Annotated in this window: 18 protein-coding genes; 13 read left to right on the top strand and 5 right to left on the bottom strand. The window is 49.8% G+C overall.

Annotated features, from left to right (window positions below; genetic code table 11):
• Positions 1-9: 9 nt before the first annotated feature.
• The 5 genes from AB4124_RS03110 (at position 10) to AB4124_RS03090 (ending at position 5,934) form a co-directional block, all read left to right on the top strand.
• Positions 10-2,736 carry a GH36-type glycosyl hydrolase domain-containing protein gene (locus AB4124_RS03110; protein WP_441971099.1) on the top strand — a complete coding sequence of 909 codons (2,727 nt, stop codon included), beginning with the start codon at positions 10-12 and terminating at the stop codon, positions 2,734-2,736.
• 78 nt (positions 2,737-2,814) lie between these two features.
• Positions 2,815-3,699: a hypothetical protein gene (locus tag AB4124_RS03105; RefSeq protein ID WP_441971097.1), complete on the top strand. Its 885-nt coding sequence runs from the start codon at positions 2,815-2,817 to the stop codon at positions 3,697-3,699.
• Between the two features lie 101 nt (positions 3,700-3,800).
• The gene (gene serC, locus AB4124_RS03100; protein WP_430106398.1) at positions 3,801-4,889 is read left to right on the top strand and encodes a 3-phosphoserine/phosphohydroxythreonine transaminase; all 1,089 of its coding nucleotides are present in this window, start codon (positions 3,801-3,803) and stop codon (positions 4,887-4,889) included.
• 129 nt (positions 4,890-5,018) lie between these two features.
• Positions 5,019-5,483: a tRNA (uridine(34)/cytosine(34)/5-carboxymethylaminomethyluridine(34)-2'-O)-methyltransferase TrmL gene (gene trmL, locus AB4124_RS03095; RefSeq protein ID WP_441971095.1), complete on the top strand. Its 465-nt coding sequence runs from the start codon at positions 5,019-5,021 to the stop codon at positions 5,481-5,483.
• A 196-nt stretch (positions 5,484-5,679) separates the two neighbouring features.
• Positions 5,680-5,934: an AbrB/MazE/SpoVT family DNA-binding domain-containing protein gene (locus AB4124_RS03090; protein ID WP_009595823.1), complete on the top strand. Its 255-nt coding sequence runs from the start codon at positions 5,680-5,682 to the stop codon at positions 5,932-5,934.
• A 281-nt stretch (positions 5,935-6,215) separates the two neighbouring features.
• Here the strand turns inward: AB4124_RS03090 and AB4124_RS03085 are convergent, their stop codons facing one another.
• Entirely contained in the window at positions 6,216-7,301 is a 1,086-nt protein-coding gene (locus tag AB4124_RS03085) for a phosphodiester glycosidase family protein (protein WP_441971092.1), read from the bottom strand.
• Complete coding sequence (locus AB4124_RS03080) at positions 7,298-7,711, bottom strand: hypothetical protein (RefSeq protein WP_339291655.1); 414 nt, start codon at positions 7,709-7,711, stop codon at positions 7,298-7,300. Before AB4124_RS03080 ends, AB4124_RS03085 begins: the two co-directional genes overlap by 4 nt.
• A gap of 373 nt (positions 7,712-8,084) precedes the next feature.
• Between AB4124_RS03080 and AB4124_RS03075 the strand changes: the two genes are divergently transcribed.
• Positions 8,085-8,741: a DNA-binding response regulator gene (locus AB4124_RS03075; protein WP_379407697.1), complete on the top strand. Its 657-nt coding sequence runs from the start codon at positions 8,085-8,087 to the stop codon at positions 8,739-8,741.
• Between the two features lie 110 nt (positions 8,742-8,851).
• A complete protein-coding gene (locus AB4124_RS03070; protein ID WP_441971089.1) occupies positions 8,852-10,066 on the top strand; it encodes an aminotransferase-like domain-containing protein in 1,215 nt (404 codons plus the stop codon).
• A 137-nt stretch (positions 10,067-10,203) separates the two neighbouring features.
• On the opposite strand, the gene AB4124_RS03065 is transcribed toward AB4124_RS03070, so the two are convergent.
• Positions 10,204-10,980, bottom strand: coding sequence for a DUF2161 family putative PD-(D/E)XK-type phosphodiesterase (locus tag AB4124_RS03065; RefSeq protein WP_339291652.1), 777 nt, complete (start codon positions 10,978-10,980; stop codon positions 10,204-10,206).
• A 265-nt stretch (positions 10,981-11,245) separates the two neighbouring features.
• Here AB4124_RS03065 and AB4124_RS03060 point away from each other — a divergent pair, with 265 nt between their 5' ends.
• The gene (locus AB4124_RS03060) at positions 11,246-13,141 is read left to right on the top strand and encodes a PrkA family serine protein kinase (protein WP_076324448.1); all 1,896 of its coding nucleotides are present in this window, start codon (positions 11,246-11,248) and stop codon (positions 13,139-13,141) included.
• 213 nt (positions 13,142-13,354) lie between these two features.
• Positions 13,355-14,416 carry a globin-coupled sensor protein gene (locus AB4124_RS03055; protein WP_076324447.1) on the top strand — a complete coding sequence of 354 codons (1,062 nt, stop codon included), beginning with the start codon at positions 13,355-13,357 and terminating at the stop codon, positions 14,414-14,416.
• Positions 14,417-14,545: 129 nt separating this feature from the next.
• On the opposite strand, the gene AB4124_RS03050 is transcribed toward AB4124_RS03055, so the two are convergent.
• Positions 14,546-15,937, bottom strand: coding sequence for a SpoVR family protein (locus AB4124_RS03050; protein ID WP_441971086.1), 1,392 nt, complete (start codon positions 15,935-15,937; stop codon positions 14,546-14,548).
• 286 nt (positions 15,938-16,223) lie between these two features.
• On the opposite strand from AB4124_RS03050, the gene AB4124_RS03045 reads away from it, so the two are divergent.
• A complete protein-coding gene (locus AB4124_RS03045) occupies positions 16,224-18,020 on the top strand; it encodes an alpha/beta fold hydrolase (protein ID WP_441971084.1) in 1,797 nt (598 codons plus the stop codon).
• Positions 18,021-18,085: 65 nt separating this feature from the next.
• On the opposite strand, the gene AB4124_RS03040 is transcribed toward AB4124_RS03045, so the two are convergent.
• A complete protein-coding gene (locus AB4124_RS03040) occupies positions 18,086-19,060 on the bottom strand; it encodes a cation diffusion facilitator family transporter (protein ID WP_339267431.1) in 975 nt (324 codons plus the stop codon).
• A gap of 327 nt (positions 19,061-19,387) precedes the next feature.
• Here AB4124_RS03040 and AB4124_RS03035 point away from each other — a divergent pair, with 327 nt between their 5' ends.
• From AB4124_RS03035 to AB4124_RS03025, 3 genes are all read left to right on the top strand, one after another.
• Positions 19,388-19,561, top strand: coding sequence for a GapA-binding peptide SR1P (locus tag AB4124_RS03035; RefSeq protein WP_076324443.1), 174 nt, complete (start codon positions 19,388-19,390; stop codon positions 19,559-19,561).
• Positions 19,562-19,770: 209 nt separating this feature from the next.
• On the top strand, positions 19,771-20,433 hold the full coding sequence (locus AB4124_RS03030; RefSeq protein WP_009595798.1) for a helix-turn-helix transcriptional regulator: 663 nt from the start codon (positions 19,771-19,773) through the stop codon (positions 20,431-20,433).
• Positions 20,434-20,446: 13 nt separating this feature from the next.
• Complete coding sequence (locus tag AB4124_RS03025; RefSeq protein WP_076324442.1) at positions 20,447-21,253, top strand: pyruvate, water dikinase regulatory protein; 807 nt, start codon at positions 20,447-20,449, stop codon at positions 21,251-21,253.
• Positions 21,254-21,280 lie beyond the last annotated feature (27 nt).

Here is a 21,280-nt window from a genome sequence, read left to right as displayed (position 1 = left end):
GATCGCGATATGAAATCAACAGGATGGAAGTTTGAGGGAAACCACGGGGTCTTTACGTTGCGTAATCCCGAACATCATAACTATTTATATTTCCCTTTAGTGAATGAGGCCGGCATGATGTCGGCCGTCACGACGAATCTTCACGGTGAAATGACAAGCAGTCATAATACGTTTTTCATGTCGCCCGTATCGGTGGAGGATCTACATAATTCCAAGTCCGCACGTAACTTTTGGGTGCATATTGACGGGCATGGTGCATGGTCCGTAACCGGCAATTCAGCCAAGCAGAATGCAAACCGGTTCATGAACGAGGAAGAAGAAAGCCAATTGGCAGCCGGGTTTTTATGGCATAAGCTGACACGGATGAACGGGGAAGCCGGACTGCAAGCGGAAGTAACCAGCTTCGTTCCGGTAACGGATGACAAAATCGAGTTAATGAAAGTAACACTGACCAACGTAGGCGAGCAGACGCTAAAACTGACCCCTACCGCGGCGATCCCGCTGTATGGCCGTTCGGCAGACGACCTGCGGGACCACCGTCACGTGACATCCCTGCTTCACCGGATCTTTGTCCATCGCAAAGGAATCGAAGTCCAGCCTGCTCTCTCATTTGACGAGCGGGGTCACCGTATTAATCACGTATCCTACAGCGTCCTAGGTGCGGAAGCGGACGGTGCGGAACCGATCGGTTATTTTCCGGTGCTTGAAGAGTATATTGGGGAAGGCGGCGCGCTCGATTGGCCTGAGGCTATCATTGCCAATAAGCAAGCGGGCGCGCAGGCAGGTGACTCCTTGGAGGGATATGAGGCCATTGGAGGTCTACGGTTTGCGGGGGTTCAACTGCAGCCTGGCGAATCCAGGGCTTATGTTATGGCGATGGTCATTTCGGAAGATCGCGCCGAGACCGGAAGACTTGCCGAAACGTATTTATCGGAGAAGCGCTTTGATGAGCTGCTTGCTCAGAATGAAGCCTATTGGAATGACAAGCTGAGTACCGTATCCTTCCATACCGGCGATCAGCAGCAGGACTTGTGGATGAAATGGGTAACCTTGCAGCCGATATTGAGGCGTCTCTATGGCAACTCATTTCTTCCTTATCATGACTATGGCCGTGGAGGACGTGGATGGCGTGACCTCTGGCAGGACTGTCTGGCATTGATGATCATGGAACCATCCGAGGTCCGGTATCTGCTGCTTAATAATTATGCAGGTGTACGGATTGATGGAAGCAATGCTACAATTATTGGAACGAAGCCCGGTGAGTTTATCGCTGACCGGAACAACATACCGCGCGTATGGATGGATCACGGTGCATGGCCATTCATGACGACACTGCTTTATTTGGATCAGAGCGGGGATTTGGATTTTCTGAAGCAGCCGCAGACCTATTTCCGCGACGTATTTGTAAGTCGGTGCAAGGAGAAGGACACCGGATGGCTGCCTGAGCATGGGAATCTACTCTTAACTGTGAACGGTGAGGTATACGAAGGTACGATACTGGAGCACATGCTGCTGCAGAATCTGGTTCCGTTCTTTAATGTAGGTGAGCACAATAACATCAAGCTTGAGGGAGCGGACTGGAATGATGGTCTCGATCTTGCTCCGGACAGAGGCGAGAGCGTGGCCTTTACTGCGTTCTATGCAAGCAATTTGATGCAGCTTGGCGATCTGCTGCTGGCATGGCAGGACAGAGAAGGCGTTGAGTTTCTTGAAATCGCGGAGGAAATGGCTGTGCTGCTCGATTCGGTAACGGCTCCCGTCTCATATGAAGATGTGCAGGGGAAGCTGGAGCTGCTTGATCAGTATTATGAGGCTGTTAAAGTCTCCGTGACCGGAAACAAACGAAAGTTTAGCGTTGCGGAAGTTGTGAAGGATTTGAAACTGAAAGCGGACTGGATCATCCGGCATTTGCGCAGCAAAGAATGGATTACAAGCCAAGAAGGATACTCGTGGTTTAACGGTTATTACAATAATGACGGAGCGCGCGTGGAAGGCGATCATCCCCTTGGCGTGCGCATGACGCTCACAGGTCAGGTCTTTGCCGTTATGGGCGGAATTGCGGACGATGAACAGGTAGGACAAATTACGAAATCGGTTGATCGGTATTTAAAAGATTCGAGCATTGGCTATCGTCTGAATTCGAACTTTGGCGAGATTCAGCAAAATCTCGGGCGGGCATTCGGTTTCGCGTTCGGACATAAAGAGAATGGAGCCATGTTCAGCCATATGAGCGTCATGTACGCTAACGCTCTCTATAAGAGAGGTTTTGTCCAAGAGGGATACGAGGTATTACAATCGATTTATGATTTAAGCAATGACTTTGAACGGAGCCGCATGTATCCGGGTATTCCCGAGTACATCAACGAGAAGGGAAGAGGGATGTATCCCTATCTTACCGGGTCGGCAAGCTGGCTTTTGCTTACCATGCTGACCGAGGTTTTTGGAGTGAAAGGAAATCTGGGACATCTGCTCTTGGAGCCGAAGCTCAGTCCTTCGCAGTTTGGAGCCGACGGTACTGCTGCTGTGCATACGCGGTTTGCGGGTAAACCGCTTCAGATTGTATACAGCAATCCGAAGCGATTGGATTACGGAAATTATACGATTCAATCGGTAACGCTGAACGGCGAGAAGATTCAGCTGCGTAGTCAGAAACCGGGGGCTGCCGAATTGGATCGCAGCTTGCTGTACGCGTTATCCGAAGATGAGTGTCAACTAATTCGTGTCGAGCTTGCCTGACACACGAGCATACAACATTTCAGAAGCCCCGGCAGGCAAGTTGGCCGGGGTTTCTTCATCATGAATGGAGCGATTGTTATGGGACATCAATTAGCAAACGGACAATTGGAAGTCGATATAGCGGAAGTCGGTCGTTATCAAGGCACGCGTTTTGACCGGACCGGTTTCATTACCCAGGTCAAATTGACCGAAAGTGGTCACACATTCTGTGTTCATGAGTTTGCGGATGGGTTTAACCCTCAGGCCGGGTCCGGATTGTGCAACGAGTTTGGACTGCATGAGGGGATGGGCTATGCAGAGGCCGAAGTAGGTGGATGGTTTCCCAAATTAGGAGTGGGCCTTCTCAAACGGGTCAGCGAGGACCCGTATCACTTTCAGTATACGTATCCGGTGGAACCTTTCGATGTCGATATCACTTCGGATGACGTGAGCATTTCATATACGATGCATCCTAGGAACGTCAAAGGGTATGCGGCAAAACTCGTTAAGAAAATCTCGATTCAAGACACGACATTGACGATAGATTATGAGCTCTGCAACGAAGGAAGCCAGAGGATGGATACGGAGGAGTACATTCATAATTTCATAGGGATTAACGGAGAACTGGTAGGTCCAGAGTATAAACTGAAGTTACCGGTCCCTGTCCGCTTTACGGAGGTCGAATCGGATTATACCTCGGGCCTGCTGTCTGTTCAGGATAATGAGGTAGGCTGGAATGCCAGACCGGATAAGCCCTTTTATGGGAGAATGCAAGGCTTTAACGGCAGCGATTATCCTTATTCCTGGGAGCTAATGCACAGCGCCAGCAGGGCGGGAGTCAGGGAGATCAGCGATTTTCCGGTTGCGCATATGGCGCTGTGGGGGACCGGCCACGTTATATCGCCAGAAGTGTTTATTCGATTAAGCCTGGCACCCGGGGAAAAGAGATCCTGGAGTAGAAAGTTCCAATTCTTCTGTTGGTAGCCGGAGAATTCAATGTGAATAATTACACTTGAAGGTCTATGGGATTGTTGCTATGATTAGCGTTAATTAGCATTCATAGTAGAGAAAGGGTGGAGAGTCTTTTGAGCAAGAGAGCATACAATTTTAACGCAGGACCTGCTGCATTGCCGCTTGAAGTGTTGGAGCGCGCCCAGGCCGAATTCGTCAATTACGGGGATACCGGCATGTCGATTATGGAAATGTCTCATCGCGGTGCTGTATATGAAGCCGTTCATAACGAAGCGCAGGAGCGCTTGCTGTCCCTGCTGGGGAATCCATCCGGCTACAAGGTGTTGTTCATCCAAGGCGGTGCAAGCACGCAATTTGCCATGATTCCGATGAACTTCTTGGGACAAGGCCAGGTTGCGAACTATGTAATGACGGGAAGCTGGTCTGACAAGGCGATTAAAGAAGCCAAGCTGATCGGCGAAACTCATGTGGCAGCCTCCTCTGAGGAGAGCAAGTACATGGCTCTGCCTAGCCTTAGGGACATCAAGCTGTCGGATCATGCAGCTTATCTCCATCTGACTTCCAATGAAACGATTGAAGGCACACAGTTTAAGGAATTCCCGGATACCGGTTCGGTGCCGCTTATCTGTGATATGTCGAGCGATATCCTCAGCCGTCCGTTCGATTTGAACCAATTCGCGATGGTTTATGCGGGCGCTCAGAAGAACTTGGGGCCGTCCGGCGTTGCGGTTGTGATCGTCAGAGAGGATATGATTACAGATTCTCCTAAACATCTGCCGACTATGCTCCGTTACAATACGTATTTGAAAAATAACTCGCTGTACAACACGCCGCCGTCTTTCGGCATCTATATGATCAACGAAGTGTTGAAGTGGATTGAAGAGAAGGGTGGCCTTCAAGGCGTTCAAGAGATGAACCGCAAGAAAGCCGCACTCATCTATGATGCCATTGATCACAGCGAAGGCTTTTACCGCGGCTGCGTGAATGCAGAGGTACGTTCCGATATGAACATTACGTTCCGTCTTGCCTCTGAGGAGCTGGAGAAGGAATTCGTGAAGGCTTCGGAGCAAGCAGGCTTTGTCGGCCTGAAGGGTCATCGCAGCGTCGGCGGTTTGCGGGCTTCGGTATATAACGCCGTTCCGTATGAGAGCGCTCAGGCGCTGGTAGAATTTATGCAGCAGTTTAAGAAGAGTCACAGCTAAGATCATACAAGATTACACAATGATAACCTTCCGCCGGTTCAGCGGAAGGTTATTTCTGGATATCCCGGGAAATCGGGAAGGAATCGGTTATAATAAAAATAAAACAGAAGAAAAGGTGGACTTATCAACATGGCATTACACATCGTACTAGTCGAACCGGAAATTCCAGCCAATACGGGCAATATCGCCAGAACTTGCGCCGCAACGGGCACACATCTGCACCTGGTCCGTCCGCTCGGTTTTAATACAGACGACAAGACATTAAAGCGGGCCGGGCTGGATTACTGGTATGCCGTACATATTGAATATCACGATTCCTTTGAGGAGTTGCAGGCGCTCTATCCGGAAGGACGTTATTATTACGCCACGACGAAGGCTACCAAGCGTTACATGGACATTGAATATCAAGACAGGGATTTTTTGGTGTTTGGCAAAGAAACCAAGGGATTGCCGCCGGAGCTGCTAGCCGCGAATAGCGAGCATTGCATCCGCATGCCGATGACCGATAAGGTTCGTTCTTTGAATTTATCCAACTCTGCAGCGATTATGGTATATGAAGCACTGCGTCAATTGGATTTCCCGGGTATGGAATAAGTTTTTGCAAAACTTCAAGTTTTTTGGGGAATATCATCCAGTATACCTAGTTGATATTGAAAAAAACTAAGAAATTCTTAATTTCCAGCAGGATTCGACAACTTTTTATCGAACTATTATACTAGGCCCTTGTTATCAGTTCTGAACTGTGGTGTCAGAAATCACTTGTTGAAAATGAAAGAGGTGTACAATCGTTATGAAACCTGCTGGTGTTGTTCGTAAAGTTGATCAGCTGGGAAGAATCGTTCTGCCTAAGTCTCTACGCAAGAGATATCAAATGAACGAGGGGGATCCCGTAGAAATTCTTGTACAGGGGGACCATATTATATTGGAGCGCTATCGTCCGAAATGCGTCTTCTGTGGTTCTATGGACGGAGTTAGCGAGTTTAAAGAGCGCTATATCTGTTCACAATGCATGTCCGAAATGCAGCAGCTTCCGAAACATGCCTAGTACCTCAAATGAATTACCTTTTGCGCATCGCTAATGAGCGGTGCCTTTTTTGTTCCTCAAAAAAATAAAACTCCCCCGATATACGAGGGAGACGCCTTACAGGCCTTTGGTTTTATCATCATTGTATGCCGCGGTCCAAATGCCAACCATGTAAAGGGCGAATACGAGCATGACGATCCAAAATGTTAATGAGAACGACATTCTTGCCACCTCCTGCTAAGCTAACCTTATTATAACCACCTTGAGCCAAAAAATAAACGAGAATATGAGTGCCGATTCTATCATTTGAAAAATAAGAAGTGCGTGGGTACCGGGCGCAGATTTCCGTCCGACGGTTTGTTCACGACCCGGCCGTTTAGGATTAGGGATGCGGACCCGCCGCCATCGAGATTATAAGCGTCAATCACGCCCAAATTTTTAAGCTTGTTCTGCAGCTCTTGCAGCGTGGCTCCCGATTTGCCCTTCTCGTCATATCCTTCGGTAACCAGGATGAGCAGCTGATCGTCCTTGTAATTGCCGATGACGGTACGCGGTGCCCGGCCGGGGGTCGTTCTCCATTTCTCGGGAATTGTTGTTTTACTGCCGTTTTGGAGCAGCACGGGTACAAAGGTAGCACCGAACATGGGATCGAGCCGGTCAAGCTCGCTCTGGCTGTAGAACTTGCCACCGATCAGCTTGCCGGATTTGCTCATGCCGACAAAGGCAAGATCCTTAAAGCTCGGTTGAAACCCCGAGACGTATTTGCCATCATAATAGGTCGTGCTCAGCGGATGTCTGCCCCCGTTCCCGTCAGCGTATCCACCGGCATTAATCCCTGCAACCGCACCATGCCGGCTTACGGCACGCATGGTGGTTTCTACGGACCCGGGCCTGCCGCTTTCGCTCCCTAGCGACATCTTCATCGCGGAAGGATCCTTCAATTTGACCTTCATCGCATATCCGTGATAAGTACCCGGGTTGATCTTGTATAACTCAATTCGAATCCGGTCACTGTTGACCGTTTCAATAGGGACACCCAGTTTGGTTGTGATCCGGCGATTATAGATTTGCTCCGGGCGTGAAGTTTGTGCTTCCGCTGATTGCAGAATGGTTCCTACCGTGGCGGTCGTTTGCCGATAGAGCTTGGCCGTTTTTTCAATGGAGGATATCGTCTGTTCCGCATAGACAGCGGCTTGATCCAAATCCTGTTTGATCACGGCGGACTGTTCCGATATGCTGCCGGATGGTATGTACTCCGCGGTTTCGTGCGACAGGTGCGGCGGTTCCGTAATTAACCACATACATAGCAGCATTCCGATAAAAGGTGCAATGGCCAGCATAAATGTACGGTTTAACTGCTTGGGACGGATATACTTCAGTGTTCTCACTTCAGCAGCTCCATCTTGCGTTCCAGCTCTTTCAGCTGTTTCTCAACTTGGCTTAGCTGACTGTACAGCTTGTTGCTGTTGTCCGTTTTGCCGCTAGCCTGATCCTTGGTAAAGGTCAGCAGCTCATTAAACGACTGAACCTTGCTCTGCATCTCGTCCATTTCCTGAACCAGCTCGTTAAACCTTTGGTCGTACTCCGCTTTGAATGCCGCCATCTCCTGGCGCGTATCCTGCTGCAGCTGCACCACGACTTGCTCTTTCAAGTGATTACTATATAGGTAGGCTGCGGTGGTACCCAGCCCGATGAGAACAATCCAAAATACCCAGAACCATTTGGTGGATGGCCCCTTTTGCTGCGTTTCCTCACGGGATTTATAGGGGGTATTGTGTTCCTGCTCCAACAATGGCATTTCATCACCCCTCAAAAACTATCATTTTTTCCAAATTTCATTCTAACATGTCAGGATTACTTTCGCAAAGACGAACTAATAGCACTTGTTTTTATGAAAAATAGATTGCCTAGAAAGATAGAGTGGGATACAATCTGTATAGATTTGATTATCAAACAGGATACATATAAGACATTCGCCATGCATACCGTCAAAGGCCCTGCGCCTATAGGATTAATTAACCTTATTTCTACATGAATGACAGCTCCGAATTGCGTCTATCCATCTGCAAACAACGGAGATTCGCAATACCGGATATGTAAGAAATTGACGGCGCTTACTTAATAGAGATACTAGAGATTCAAGTTTGCTGATACAGGAGGTCTATTAGAAAATGAATCAGGTTTGGCGGGTAGTTATCGTTGGCAGTCAACCTACAAGCATGCTGGGAACAAAATTGATTTTGGAAGAGCAGCAGGATCTGCTCGTTGAGGGAATGACATCCTCGGATTCAGAAGGGCTTCGAATGGTCGGGGATTTGCTTCCTGACTTGGTACTATTGGATTATCATTTGTCGGAACATACCTCGGAAGCCGTATTGGAGCAGATGAAGCAGCTGTCCCCTAAGACCCATGTCGTCATTATGACCGACAATGATGGCCTTCCGTTGCTGCAATCCTTGATCAGCCGCGGTGCAAGCGGCCTATTGTCCAAACAGGCATCCACCTTTCAGCTCATACATATGATTAGAGGACTCCGGGAAGGCGTTGCCTCGTTGCCGCTCGACTGGGTAAGGCAAGGCATCTGGCCGTTAACGGCCTCTGCAATGAATGAAGGCGGACTCCAGCTCTCCGAGACGGAGGCTTTTATAATGGAACGGATCGTCCAGGGCATTACATACGACAAAATCGCCATGGAAATTCAGGTAAGCCGCCGCTCAATTGACAATTACCTCCGCAAAATCTATGTGAAGCTGGGGGTATCCACTCGTGCGCAGGCGATCGAGAAATATGCCCTCTACACCCGCCAAGGCCGGCAAATTTATGCCTAATGCAGGATTAAGGTTATAATATATAAATATCAGGAATACCTTTTAGAGGTTGTAAAGAGGCTCCTGAATACAAAACCGAGGTTTTGATAACGGTTAGAGGAGGGACTTCCATGCAGTTTTCCTTTGCTTCCCGTGCACAGACCCTTTTGTCATCCCCGCTGCGCGATATCAGGGAACTTGCGAAGCGGGATTCTTTTATTTCCTTGGCAGAAGAGCTGCCGGCTGAAGAATTGTTTCCTTTGCATTCACTGGCAGAAGCGGCGACATCGGTGCTCTCCGAGGACCCACTCGCCTTGCAGTACGGTGAGGCAGAAGGGTATGGGCCGCTGCGCGAGTGGCTGAGCGAGGACTTTTCCCGGCGAAAAGGCCTGAGTGTCCTGCCTCAGCATATTTTGCTGACAACGGGCACCCAGCAGGCCATCGATTTGCTGGTCAGGGTGTATGTGGACCCGGGCGACCCGGTACTGGTGGAGAATCCAACCTCACCAGGACTGCTTCAGGTGCTGCGCCTCCAAGGTGCCGTCATCGTGCCTGTGGAGGGAGATCAAGACGGGATGCTGCCGGAGCACCTGGAGACCATGATTCGGCAGCACAAGCCGAAGCTGCTTATGGCTGCGCCCAATTTTACTAATCCAACAGGCGTGATGTGGAGTTTGGAACGGCGTAAGCAGGTGCTGGAGCTGTGTATCTCACACGAACTTCTTATTGTGGAGGATGATTCTTACGGTGATCTTTATTTTGCGGATCCCAAGAATCCGAAGCCCCGAATTCCTTCCATCTTCTCACTTGAGGAGCCGCAGGGAGGACATGTTCTGTATGTGGGCTCGTTCAGTAAAACCGTTGCGCCAGCGCTGCGTACGGGATGGGCTGCCGGGAACCGGCGCTTGATTGAGATGATGACGGCCGTGAAGCAGATGGCCGACTGGCAATCCAGCATGCTGAACCAGCGGATGCTGCACCATCTGCTGGAATCGAAGCATTTTAAGCTGGAAGATCATATCGGCATGCTTAATCGGGAATACGCAACGAGGCTCAAGCTGATGGTGGAACTGCTGAAACGCAGCGCGTGGAAGGATTCGAAGTATGCAGTGCCTCCCGGGGGGATGTTTCTCTGGGTACGGCTACCTCCGGGATTGAATGGGGATGCGCTCCTAAGAGCTACTCTATTAAAAGGAGCCGCTTTCCTGCCAGGCTCGATGTGCTCGGCAGCTGATCATACCCGTGAGTGTATCCGGCTGAATTTTACGCATCCGGGGCGGGATGAGCTGCTGCTCGGTATGAATCTCATCAGCGAGGCCGTAATGGAATTTACAGCCCGGAATTAGACATGGAAGGTTTCTTTTTACGAATCGTGTATAACATAACAAAGCTGCTGATGGAGCCTGATTTCAGGTTCGGAAGAGAATCAGCAGCTTTTTTTCATGGGCGAATATTTACTTGTTCGAAGGTCTGCATCCAGAATTTATGATTTCAATACGGTAGCATAGTCTGCCAGGGCCTGTACGCCTGCTGGTGTGAGCACGTAGCGTCCGCGGCTCACCCGACGGAACCAGCCGTAGTAATTGCGCTGCAGAATGTCAGCCGCTGATCCAACGCCGCTTCGATCCCGCACAGCTGCGGGAGAAATACCAGGCAGTATCGCAGGGGCAGTTCCTTCTTGAAGCTCATGCCCCTCCTGAGATTCACGCGAGCTCCGCTGCTCCACTTCCGCCGCATTCATGGCAGCAGCCACGCGCAGCGTCTTCTCGCGATAAGCGGTAACCAGCTTGGCTCTCGTTACCCCACCTGTATTGTAATCACCGCTGCGCTCACGGAATTCATACAACAGGCGCTCCTTGCGCCTGATGGCTGTCCTTCCCTTCTGTACCGCCATTTCCGGCTCACAGAGCACCTCGATGAAGGGCGCTTTGGTTTTGTAGAAGGTGACCGTAATGAGTCCCAATCCCAATCGTCCGCAAAGCCCCGTCAGATCCGCCCAGCGCTGATTGACCGCTCCTTTCTTCGCCCGGCTCTTCTCGACGGCCAGGTAAACGTAAGGAGTCAGCTTCAACCGCTCGATGCCTTGGAGAAGAAGGGCCAGATTGAATGTTTTTTTCAGCTCCACGATCAGCGGTTCATCGGCGCCCTCTTTCATACCGACCAGATCGCAATTTCGTACCTCGCCTTTCACTTCATATCCGTTCAATTCAAAAAAGGCCTTCAGGGGAGCGTACAGCTCGGCTTCATGCTTTATCGCCATGATGACTCTCCTTTTATTCGAAAGATGCTTTAATGTCAAGTTAATGTAATTTCAGTATAGCATGGGGACGGCTCGCGTGGCGTACCCGAGTGTAGAATGGACCGGTGGTTAGATAAATTGCATGCGCATGACTTCGAAAATAAGGTCAACTATTCCAAGCAAGTCGCATAGGTATGTAATACACTTTTTCGAAAATGGAATGTTTTCTAATGACGCTGTGGAATGGAAGCCAATCCCCATAAACAGACTCATAGGAGGTAGCGAAATGGATATTTTCGAACGCATAGCATCATATCGGGCAGAAGGCGACCGTTTGGCGTGGAGCGGCACATTCAGGGAATACATTGAAATACTTAAGAAGGATCCCTCTCCAGCCATGACGGCACATGCCCGTGTATATGACATGATCGAATCCTACGGTTTCGAAGAGAGCGGGGGTCAGAAAAAATATAAGTTTTTTGAACAGGAAATCTTCGGTCTCGACCGAGCTGTTGAGAAACTCGTTGAGGAATATTTCCATTCCGCGGCCCGCAGACTGGATGTACGCAAACGCATACTGCTGCTTATGGGGCCCGTCAGCGGCGGGAAATCCACGCTGGTCACGCTGCTGAAGCGCGGCCTGGAGAAGCATTCCCGTACCGATCGGGGGGCTATATATGCGATATCCGGCTGCCCGATGCAGGAGGAGCCGCTGCATCTGATTCCACTGGAGCTAAGACCCGAAATCGAGAAGGAGCTTGGCGTCCGGATCGAGGGCAATTTGTGCCCGGCCTGCCAACTTCGCCTCAAGACCGAATACGGCGGAGATATCGAACAGGTTGAAGTCGAGCGGGTGTTAATCTCCGAGGAGAATCGCGTCGGCATCGGCACATTCAGCCCGTCCGATCCCAAGTCGCAGGATATTGCCGATTTAACCGGCAGCATCGATTTCTCCACCATCACGGAATACGGCTCGGAATCGGATCCGCGGGCCTATCGCTTTGACGGCGAGTTAAACAAAGCGAACCGCGGTTTGATGGAATTCCAGGAGATGCTGAAGTGCGACGAGAAATTTCTGTGGAATTTGCTCTCCCTGACCCAGGAAGGGAACTTTAAAGCGGGCCGGTTTGCGCTAATTAGCGCCGATGAGCTGATTGTGGCCCACACCAACGAATCCGAGTATAAAGCATTTATCGCGAATAAGAAAAATGAGGCGCTGCAATCGCGGATGATTGTCATGCCGATTCCGTATAACCTGAGAGTTAGCGACGAGGAGAAGATCTACTCGAAGCTGATCGGCCAAAGCGATATGAAGCATATTCACATCGCGCCGCACGCGCTTCGTTCTGCCGCGATATTCTCCGTTTTGACGCGTCTGAAGGAAACGAAGAAGCAAGGGATGGATCTGATCAAGAAGATGCGGATGTACGATGGGGTGGAAGTCGAAGGGTATAAAGAAGCGGACCTGAAAGAGATGCAGAATGAATATTTGGAAGAAGGCATGTCCGGGATTGATCCGCGATATGTCATTAACCGGATATCCAGTGCTTTGATTAAGCAGGATCTTCAGTGCATTAACGCGCTGGATATGCTGCGGGCGATCAAGGATGGGCTGGATCAGCATGCTTCGATTGCCAAGGAGGAGCGGGAGCGCTATCTGAATTTTATTGCCGCCGCACGCAAGGAGTATGATGATCTGGCGAAGAAGGAAGTCCAGAAGGCCTTTGTGTATTCCTTCGAGGAGTCTGCCAAGACGCTGTTCGAGAATTATTTGGATAACATCGAAGCATTCTGCAACTGGACGAAAATTCGCGATCCGTTAACGGATGAAGAGATGGATCCGGACGAAAGATTGATGCGTTCGATCGAGGAGCAGATCGGCGTCTCGGAAAACGCGAAGAAGGCTTTTCGGGAAGAGATCATGATTCGCATCTCGGCTTATTCCCGGAAGGGTAAAAAGTTCGAGTATCACAATCATGAGCGCCTGCGCGAGGCGATTGAGAAGAAGCTGTTCACTGACCTGAAGGATATCGTCAAGATTACAACCTCGACCAAAACGCCGGATGCCGTGCAGTTGAAACGGATCAACGAGGTTAGCTCCAGACTGATCGAGGAGCATGGATATTGCCCGGTATGCGCGAACGAGCTGCTGCGTTATGTGGGCAGTCTATTGAATCGGTAATACCGGATAGAATAATGGAATGCTATGAGAAGCCACCCAAGAAGTTAGGGTGGTTTCTCATGCTTCGGGATGAAATAGCCCGGTTAGGAGGTGCAAATATACACATAATTAGGACTTTAGCATTATGTTTAGGTGGTAAATATAGTCTATAATGGACCCTAAGTACTTGAACCTGTGAGATGGATCACGTTATTTAGGAGTGGATTTTTCGAAATGATTGATGTTTCCCCGAAAAGACGCCAACAGTTGGAGTATATCGGATTGGATGAACAAGGGTTGGAACTGCTGGCTAAACATCGTGATGTGTTTGCGAAGGTGGTTGAAGAGGTCGTTAACCGGTTTTACGCGCAGATCGGGACGCAGCCGCAGCTGATGCAGATTATCGAGCGTACCTCGACCGTGGAACGGCTTAAGGAGACTCAGCGGGTATATTGGATGTCACTTGCGGCAGGGAGAGTGGATGATGCTTATATTGCCGAACGGATTAAGATCGGACAAGTTCACTCCAGAATCGGCCTGAAAACAGACTATTACCTTGGAAGTTACATGGTTTATCTGGACATCGCCACCGATTTACTGAAGCAAATCGTACCGGATCAGTGGATCCAAGTGGTGCATGCGCTGAGCAAGATGTTTAATTTAGACTCCCAGCTCGTCCTGGAAGCTTACGAAATGAAAGAGAAAGAGAAGATCAGCAATTTGGTATCGGATCAACAAAGAATGTTGGAAGCGATTACAAATGCAGTTCAAGAATTGACTGCCATGATCGTGGAGCTGGATCAAAGCGCGGCGTTAATGGCTGACAATGCAATCAAAACAGCAGAGGCACAGGATAAAGCGCATACTCTGACTTCCGAGCTGGGCGAGGAAATTCTGCATATTGAGCAGATGGGCAGCTTGATCAGGGAAATCTCGGATCAGAGTCACTTGCTCGGTCTGAATGCGGCAATTGAGGCTGCTCATGCCGGGGAATTAGGCAGAGGCTTCGAGGTGGTTGCCGGGGAAGTCCGAAAGCTGGCCACCAACTCCAAGAAGGCGATGGATGAGATTCAGGACAAGGTTAGCGGCATTATTCGCAAGCTGGGTCTTGTGGAGCAGGAATCGGAAAAAACGTCCATGAACGCACGTAATCAGGCGGCAAGCTCGCAGGAATTGGCTGCTTTTGTGAAAATGATGGAAAAGCTGGCCGATGATTTGGAATCGCTTCAACATGAATATGATGTTCAGAAGCACGATGTCCAAGAGGGAACCGTATCCGAGAAGGTAAGCGTATAACAGGGACCTAAGAAGCGAATAGATTAAGGATATCTGTAAACAACAGCAGCACCCGCGTTGAGGAGAATTCCTTCATGTGCGGGTGCTGTTTGTTATATGGCGCCATATTGTCCTTCAAGCATTGCGTTGTTAAATAAATCGCCGATGGAGCTTCTTGCCGTCGTAGGAGAACAGGATCGGTTTGCCCTCGATCATGCTGTGCAGATGCACGGGTTTGCCCCAGAGCCGGTAAACATAGGGGATGGTGCGTTCCATATACTTCAGGTCAAGCTCAATACCTTCGTACAGATGCTTGATCATCAGCTCGCCGGAGCGGAGATGATCGCCATCGGTCACCACGAGAAACGGGGAGCCGCCGTTTACGCGGGAGACGACCAGTTGGTCGCGGATATGTTCCCACGCCTTGTCGGTGATTTTCCACTCTGGCCCTTTTTTCTCAAAGACATACAGGTCCAGATCCTCCACCAATTCCTTTGTCAAATAATTGCGCAGGAAAGAGATATCGGAGTCGTATTCGCGGACATCAAACATCTTCTCTCGATCCCAGCGGCGTTCGATATCCTCGAAGATCTTCAGTCCAAGGTAGTAGGGGTTCAGGCTGTGGCGCGACGGCTGTACCACCGAGGCGTTAAGCTTGGCGAATTCCACCGTTTCCTCGCTGGTTAGGTCCATCTCCCGCAGAATGCGCTGGTGCCAGTACGAAGCCCAGCCCTCGTTCATGATTTTGGTTTCCATCTGCGGCCAGAAGTACAGCATCTCCTCCCGCAGCATGCTCATAATGTCTCGCTGCCAATCCTCCAGAATGTCGGAGTGCTCCTGAATGAACCACATGATGTCTTTCTCCGGCTCGGGCGGGAAGCGTTTGGGTGACGCCGGCAATTTGTCGGCTTTGTCTTCACCGTCTTCGTCCATATCCCATAAATCGTCGTACCGGCCGGGAGGCTTCTGCCGCTTGGATTCCTCCTTCTGCGCCTGCATCCGCCGTGCGGTGTACCGCTGCTTATCAAGTTTATCCGGTCTTATGATATGGGGATCCACATGCTCTTGAATCGCTAGCACGGCGTCAATAAACTGCTCAACCGCCTCCGTGCCATGTTCGATCTCATAACGGGAGATGCGCTCGGCTGTAGCCGACATGCTCTCGACCATATTACGGTTGGAGACGGAGAAGCGGGCGTTGTTTTTAAAGAAATCGCAGTGTGCAAGGACATGGGCGACTATGAGTTTATTCTGAATCAGGGAGTTGCCGTCCAGGAGAAACGCATAACACGGATTGGAGTTGATCACGAGCTCGTAGATTTTGCTAAGGCCGAAGTCGTACTGCATCTTCATTTTATTAAAGGTTTTTCCGAAGCTCCAGTGGCTGAACCGGGTTGGCATGCCGTAGGCACCGAAGGTGTATATGATGTCTGCCGGGCAGATCTCATATCGCATAGGGTAAAAATCAAGGCCAAAGCCTGTAGCGATCTCGGTAATCTCCGCAATGGAACGTTCCAGTTCCGCGATCTCGTCTTGGTGCACGAGAATCCCCCCTTCGTTATTAAAAACATGGTTCTTATCATTTATATGGAATCTTGGTGCAGATATGCGGGCTGAAGAGGGAATCCGTGAACGGATGATGGCAAACGCACAGGCTAGCCTTAGGTCAAAAAGTGCCTCATCTCGGTCCACAGTCGTAGCAATCTGCCAGGCTATGTAATGATGCCCCTTAGAAAGCTTTGCGTTATAATGGGATTAATCCAGTGGTTGGCAAACTTCTCCATTTATTAACCGATGGATAATAAAATGAGGTCAGGGAGGCAAATGAATGATCGAATTTCCTAAACCCGATGTGGAGCAATTTTTTCAAACGTATGGCATTCGTACCTTCGGAATCAGCGCAGACGAGTCACGTCTCGTGTTCAGCAGCAACCTGAACGGAAAGTTTAATTTATGGGCCATAGAGTTAGAAGGAGAGACGTCCTACCCTTATCCGCTTACATACAATGATCAGATCGCAAGCTTTATCAAGCTGGACCCGGAAGGGCGACATATCTTAACGGCGTTTGACCGTGACGGGAATGAGAATTATCAGTTTCATGCGCTGCCTTGGAATGGTGGCGAACCGATGCCTTTGTTCGAAGGGGCTGATGCGGATGACAAACATTATTTCGTTCATCTGTCAGAGGACGGCAAGCGCTTATATTACGCCACGTCGAAAGACAATCCATCCTTCCTGAACTCGCGCGTATACCATCTGGATACCAAAGCGGATCAACTGCTGCTTGAGGGCCGGGATACATCAACGAATATATGTGCCGTCAGTCCCGACGAGAAAACCATCGCGTATACCCAAATGTATGCCAACACCTACTATGTCAGTTACGTGAAGCGTGAAGGCGAAGAGCCGTTGTGCTTGACGCCTTCCCCTGAACAGGTGCATATTTCAGGCGATGTGCTGTTCGCCAGCAATGACCAGGTCATATTTGCAACGGATTACGAATCGGAATTTTCATATGTAGCCACTTACGACATTGCTCAGCAGAAGTTTGAACCGCTGTGCCGCATTGACCGGGAGAGCATCCAGCTCTTGCGCTATCATAAGGATTCACGGACGCTTTACATCGTCACGGAAAAAGGGGTGGAGGATCGACTGTATGCCTATTCGCTAGACAGTGGTGAGCTAACCGCCATTCCTCTTCCATCGGACATCGTGGAGCAGCTGAACGTGACGAAATCCGGCAATCTGTACCTGCTGGCCCGCGGAGCCGTGAAGCCGCTTAACATTTACCGGTATGCGAATGGCGCATGGAGCATGATCACGAAGAATGTCCTGACCGGATTAACCGACGAGGACATGGTGACGCCTGAGGTCGTAACGTATCCCTCTTTTGACGGCATGGAGATCGAAGCCCTCCTGTTCCGTGCCAAAGACCACGTGGCGAACGGTTATACGGTATTTTGGCCGCATGGCGGCCCGCAAGCCTCGGAACGCAAGCAGTTCCGTTCGATGTTCCAGTATATCCTGGCCAAAGGGTATCACATCTTCTGCCCGAACTTCCGGGGAAGCACGGGTTACGGCAGCTCCTTCGTGAAATTGGTGGAGCAGGATTGGGGCGAGGGACCGCGTAAGGACTGCTTGGCAGGCATGGATTGGCTGTTCGAGCAAGGGATATCGAGCCGTGAGAAGCTCTTCGTGATGGGCGGAAGCTACGGCGGTTATATGACTCTGCTGCTGGCAGGGCGTAATCCGGAGTATTTCAAAGCGGCCATTGATATTGTCGGGGTCAGCAACCTGTTTACTTTCTACAACTCGGTACCTGAGCACTGGAAGCCGATTATGGAGCGCTGGATAGGCAATCCGGAACGGGATAAAGAACGCTTTATCAAGGATTCGCCGATTACGTACCTGGATGATATGGTGAACCCGATGCTGATTATCCAAGGGGCTAACGATCCGCGTGTCGTCAAAGAGGAATCTGACCAAATCGTCGAAGCTTTGAGGGCGAAGGGCCGTGACGTGGAATATCTTGTTTTCGAAGACGAGGGGCATGGCATTACGAAGAAGGCCAACGAAAAAATCGCTTATGCCCGGATGGTCGAATTCCTGAAGCGCAATCAGTAAGAGTCGTATGAAAAAAGAGGCGTACCCAAGGTCCATTCGGACTCTGAGGTACGCCTCTTTCTCTTTTAGTTATCTATAGGATCGCTCGGATTCCAGAGCTTGATTCCATCGTCCTCTAGGATGCCCAAGGTCACATCCGAGATGTTCGGATCCTGGGTCAGCAGGGCGTTGATTCTCATTTTGGAATGGCCTGCTTCGGCCAGGGTCATCCCTTTCTTCAGTTCAATGTAGGCCTCCACATGATAGTTGCGCCCTTCCTGCAGGATGCGAAGACGATTGATGTCACGGACATCCGGATCGCCGAGAATGATCTGGGAGATCTTCTCTTCCACTTCATTCGGAGCGGCGACTCCGATTAAGCCGACCATATTGTCATATCCGACCTTAAAGGCAACGCCTACCATCAGACAGCCGATCAGGATTGTGGCGATTCCATCCAGGATGAGGAAGTTAAAGAAATATGCGAATATAATGGCAACCAGAGCAAAGAGGGCGCCGAGTGTAGCCACGATGTCTTCATAGAACACAAGCCGTGTAGGCGGGGCAGCACGGCCGGCATTTTTGAAAGCGGCGGGCAGCAGGGCAAGGCCGGATGCTTGAACACGGGTTTCCTTCATAATCTCTTTCATGGCTTTAACCAGTATGGAACCGTCAATGATAACGGCAATGGCCAGCACAATAAAATTAAGCCAGAAATTCGTGGCTTCTTCCGGATGGTTTAACAGCTTGAAACCTTTCAGTATCGTTTCGTAGGCCATGATGGTAACCACGATCACTGCTACCATGCAAACCAGATTTATGACCCTGCCGAATCCGGTGGGAAACTTCTTGGTCGGCTTCCGCTCGGCGAGCACGCTGCCTACGAATACAAACCCCTGGTTTACGGCATCGGCCACGGAATGCATGGCGGAGGCAAACATCGTGCCGCTGCCGCTAACAGACGCCGCAATCCCCTTGATTATGGCCAGTCCCGTGTTGCCCAGTGCCGCTATCGCGGATGAGGTGTTTCCTTTCTTAATGAGCTGCCATGTGTTCTTCAATCCAAACCCTCCGTCTATAATGTCAATTTCCATTAAATCTGAAGTATATATTATCATATCATGCCAAATTAAGGGTATCCCCTATCCTCCACACATGAATCATGATGACATAAATATTACTTAACGTGTTTTTTGTTTCATTATCATAATTTACTCATATCTTCATTTCTTACCCAATACATTAAGAATATAGTGGAAAATAAAGGGATCTATGTTAGCGAAACGGTTGGTCTGGTCTTCAGTAAGATGTGGCGAATCGAGTTACCCCTTGATAACAAACCGTAAACAGCCTTGCAGCAAAGTGAAAAAACATAAGGAGGAAATGTTATGAAAGCGTTAACAAGTCCGGAGGCAGCGAAAGGCAAGGCAAACGAGGAATGGGGCCTGATTATATGCTCCAGATGTGATGAAATGGTGGACACGATTCCAACCGACGGAGTGAAGATCATTTATGGATTTTGCGGTAAAGGAGAATGCAAAGGTACAGACCCTCAAGATTAAACAATTGATAATGATTAGATGAAAAGTAAATACAAACACAAAGCATGCTTATGGGGGGAGGAAACTTTCCTGAGGCATGCTTTTTTAGTGGATTTATAACTTTTTTTGATGGGCATCAAAAAAATGATTAATACCTAATTATGTATTTTTGGACGAAAATATGTTGCATATATATTATATATGACGTATTATATCGGCAAGTAGAGGAAATGCACGCAGGAGGGATCACTATCGAACTGACGACAAGGCAGCAGGATATCGTCGATATCGTAAAAAAACATGCACCGATTACAGGAGATCAGATTGCGGAGATGCTGAATGTCAGCCGAGCCACCCTTCGTACCGATTTATCCAAACTGGTGGTTCTGGATTATATTGATGCCAAGCCAAAGGTAGGGTACTTTCTGGGAAAGCGGGGTACGCGCGACCGGGAGGAGAAGTTTCGCCTGCTCAAAATGAAGGTTGGCGATCTGCACGGTGTTCCGGTTATTGTGCGTGAGACCACGACGATTCATGAAGCCGTTGTATCCTTGTTTCTGGAGAACGTGGGGAATCTGATCGTTACCGATGCCGACGGCCATCTGGCCGGGATTGTGTCCCGCAAGGATTTGCTTAAGGTAACGCTTGGCAACCCAACGGCATCCTCCATGCCGGTAAGCCTGATCATGACCCGCCGGGCTAACGTGACAACCGTGCAGCCGGAAGATACGGTGCTGGATGCCGCGCGAAAAATCATCAATCATCAAATCGATAGCCTGCCAGTTGTTGTACCATCCACCACGGGGAATCCGGGGGAACACTGGAAGGTTGTGGGTCGGATTACAAAAACGAATATTATCAAAATGCTGCTCGATATGGTAGCCGAGGAATAATGGGAGGAATCGGATGAATCAGGCATTAACACATTTCATAGCAATCTGTTCGGACTCCATTGGGGAGACGGCTGAAGCGGTTGTGCAAGCTACGTTACGCCAGTTCGAGCTTCCGAATACAGAGATTAAACGTTATATGAACGTTCGCGACGAGGATGAATTGACCGAATTGATGGAGGAGGTAGCGCGGCGCGGAGGCTTTGTGGCTTACACGCTCGTGCAGCCGGAGCTTCGCGAGGTAATGCGGGAGGAAGCCGTGAGACTCAACATTCGTACGGTGGATATTATGGGGCCGATGATGCAGGCATTTGCCGATACGTTCAACGACTATCCCAAACGGCTGCCGGGGCTGCTGCATCGCTTGGACGACAGCTATTTCCGGAGGGTCGACGCGATGGAATTCGCTGTCCAATATGACGATGGCAAGGACGTTAGCGCCATTTTGAAGGCGGACATCATATTGCTGGGCGTATCCCGAATATCCAAGACGCCGCTATCGATGTTTCTCGCTCATAAAGGCTATAAAACGGTCAATTTCCCGATCGTACCGGAGATGTCGCCCCCTTCACAGCTTAGAGAAGTAACGGACGGCACGATTATCGGACTTACGATCGAACCGAAGCATCTGCTTAAAATCCGCAGCGAGCGCTTAAAGGTCATGGGATTGCCGCACCAGGTGCAATATGCATCCCTTGAGCGGATACAAGAAGAACTGGATTATGCGTTGTCGCTGTATGCGGAGCTCGGATGTCCCGTCATCGATGTTACTGACAAGGCGATTGAGGAAACCGCAGGACTGATTACGAATTATTTGAAATAAGCTGCATCGGTAATGAAAAAAGCTAAA

The sequence above is a fragment of the Paenibacillus sp. 2KB_20 genome (assembly GCF_052115765.1).
GTDB lineage: Bacteria > Bacillota > Bacilli > Paenibacillales > Paenibacillaceae > Paenibacillus_AQ.
The sequence above is the reverse complement of the archived record's forward strand: the minus strand, read 5'-3'. Positions and strand labels throughout refer to the sequence as shown.

Excerpts from the sequence above, each read along its gene's own strand:
- AB4124_RS03045 (WP_441971084.1), top strand. The coding sequence starts at position 16,224 with ATGATCGAATTTCCTAAACCCGATGTGGAGCAATTTTTTCAAACGTAT.
- AB4124_RS03110 (WP_441971099.1), top strand. The coding sequence starts at position 10 with ATGAAATCAACAGGATGGAAGTTTGAGGGAAACCACGGGGTCTTTACG.
- AB4124_RS03035 (WP_076324443.1), top strand. The coding sequence starts at position 19,388 with ATGAAAGCGTTAACAAGTCCGGAGGCAGCGAAAGGCAAGGCAAACGAG.
- AB4124_RS03070 (WP_441971089.1), top strand. The coding sequence starts at position 8,852 with ATGCAGTTTTCCTTTGCTTCCCGTGCACAGACCCTTTTGTCATCCCCG.
- AB4124_RS03065 (WP_339291652.1), bottom strand. The coding sequence starts at position 10,980 with ATGGCGATAAAGCATGAAGCCGAGCTGTACGCTCCCCTGAAGGCCTTT.
- AB4124_RS03090 (WP_009595823.1), top strand. The coding sequence starts at position 5,680 with ATGAAACCTGCTGGTGTTGTTCGTAAAGTTGATCAGCTGGGAAGAATC.
- AB4124_RS03030 (WP_009595798.1), top strand. The coding sequence starts at position 19,771 with ATGCACGCAGGAGGGATCACTATCGAACTGACGACAAGGCAGCAGGAT.
- AB4124_RS03055 (WP_076324447.1), top strand. The coding sequence starts at position 13,355 with ATGATTGATGTTTCCCCGAAAAGACGCCAACAGTTGGAGTATATCGGA.
- trmL (WP_441971095.1), top strand. The coding sequence starts at position 5,019 with ATGGCATTACACATCGTACTAGTCGAACCGGAAATTCCAGCCAATACG.
- AB4124_RS03060 (WP_076324448.1), top strand. The coding sequence starts at position 11,246 with ATGGATATTTTCGAACGCATAGCATCATATCGGGCAGAAGGCGACCGT.
- AB4124_RS03075 (WP_379407697.1), top strand. The coding sequence starts at position 8,085 with ATGAATCAGGTTTGGCGGGTAGTTATCGTTGGCAGTCAACCTACAAGC.
- AB4124_RS03080 (WP_339291655.1), bottom strand. The coding sequence starts at position 7,711 with ATGCCATTGTTGGAGCAGGAACACAATACCCCCTATAAATCCCGTGAG.
- AB4124_RS03025 (WP_076324442.1), top strand. The coding sequence starts at position 20,447 with ATGAATCAGGCATTAACACATTTCATAGCAATCTGTTCGGACTCCATT.
- AB4124_RS03105 (WP_441971097.1), top strand. The coding sequence starts at position 2,815 with ATGGGACATCAATTAGCAAACGGACAATTGGAAGTCGATATAGCGGAA.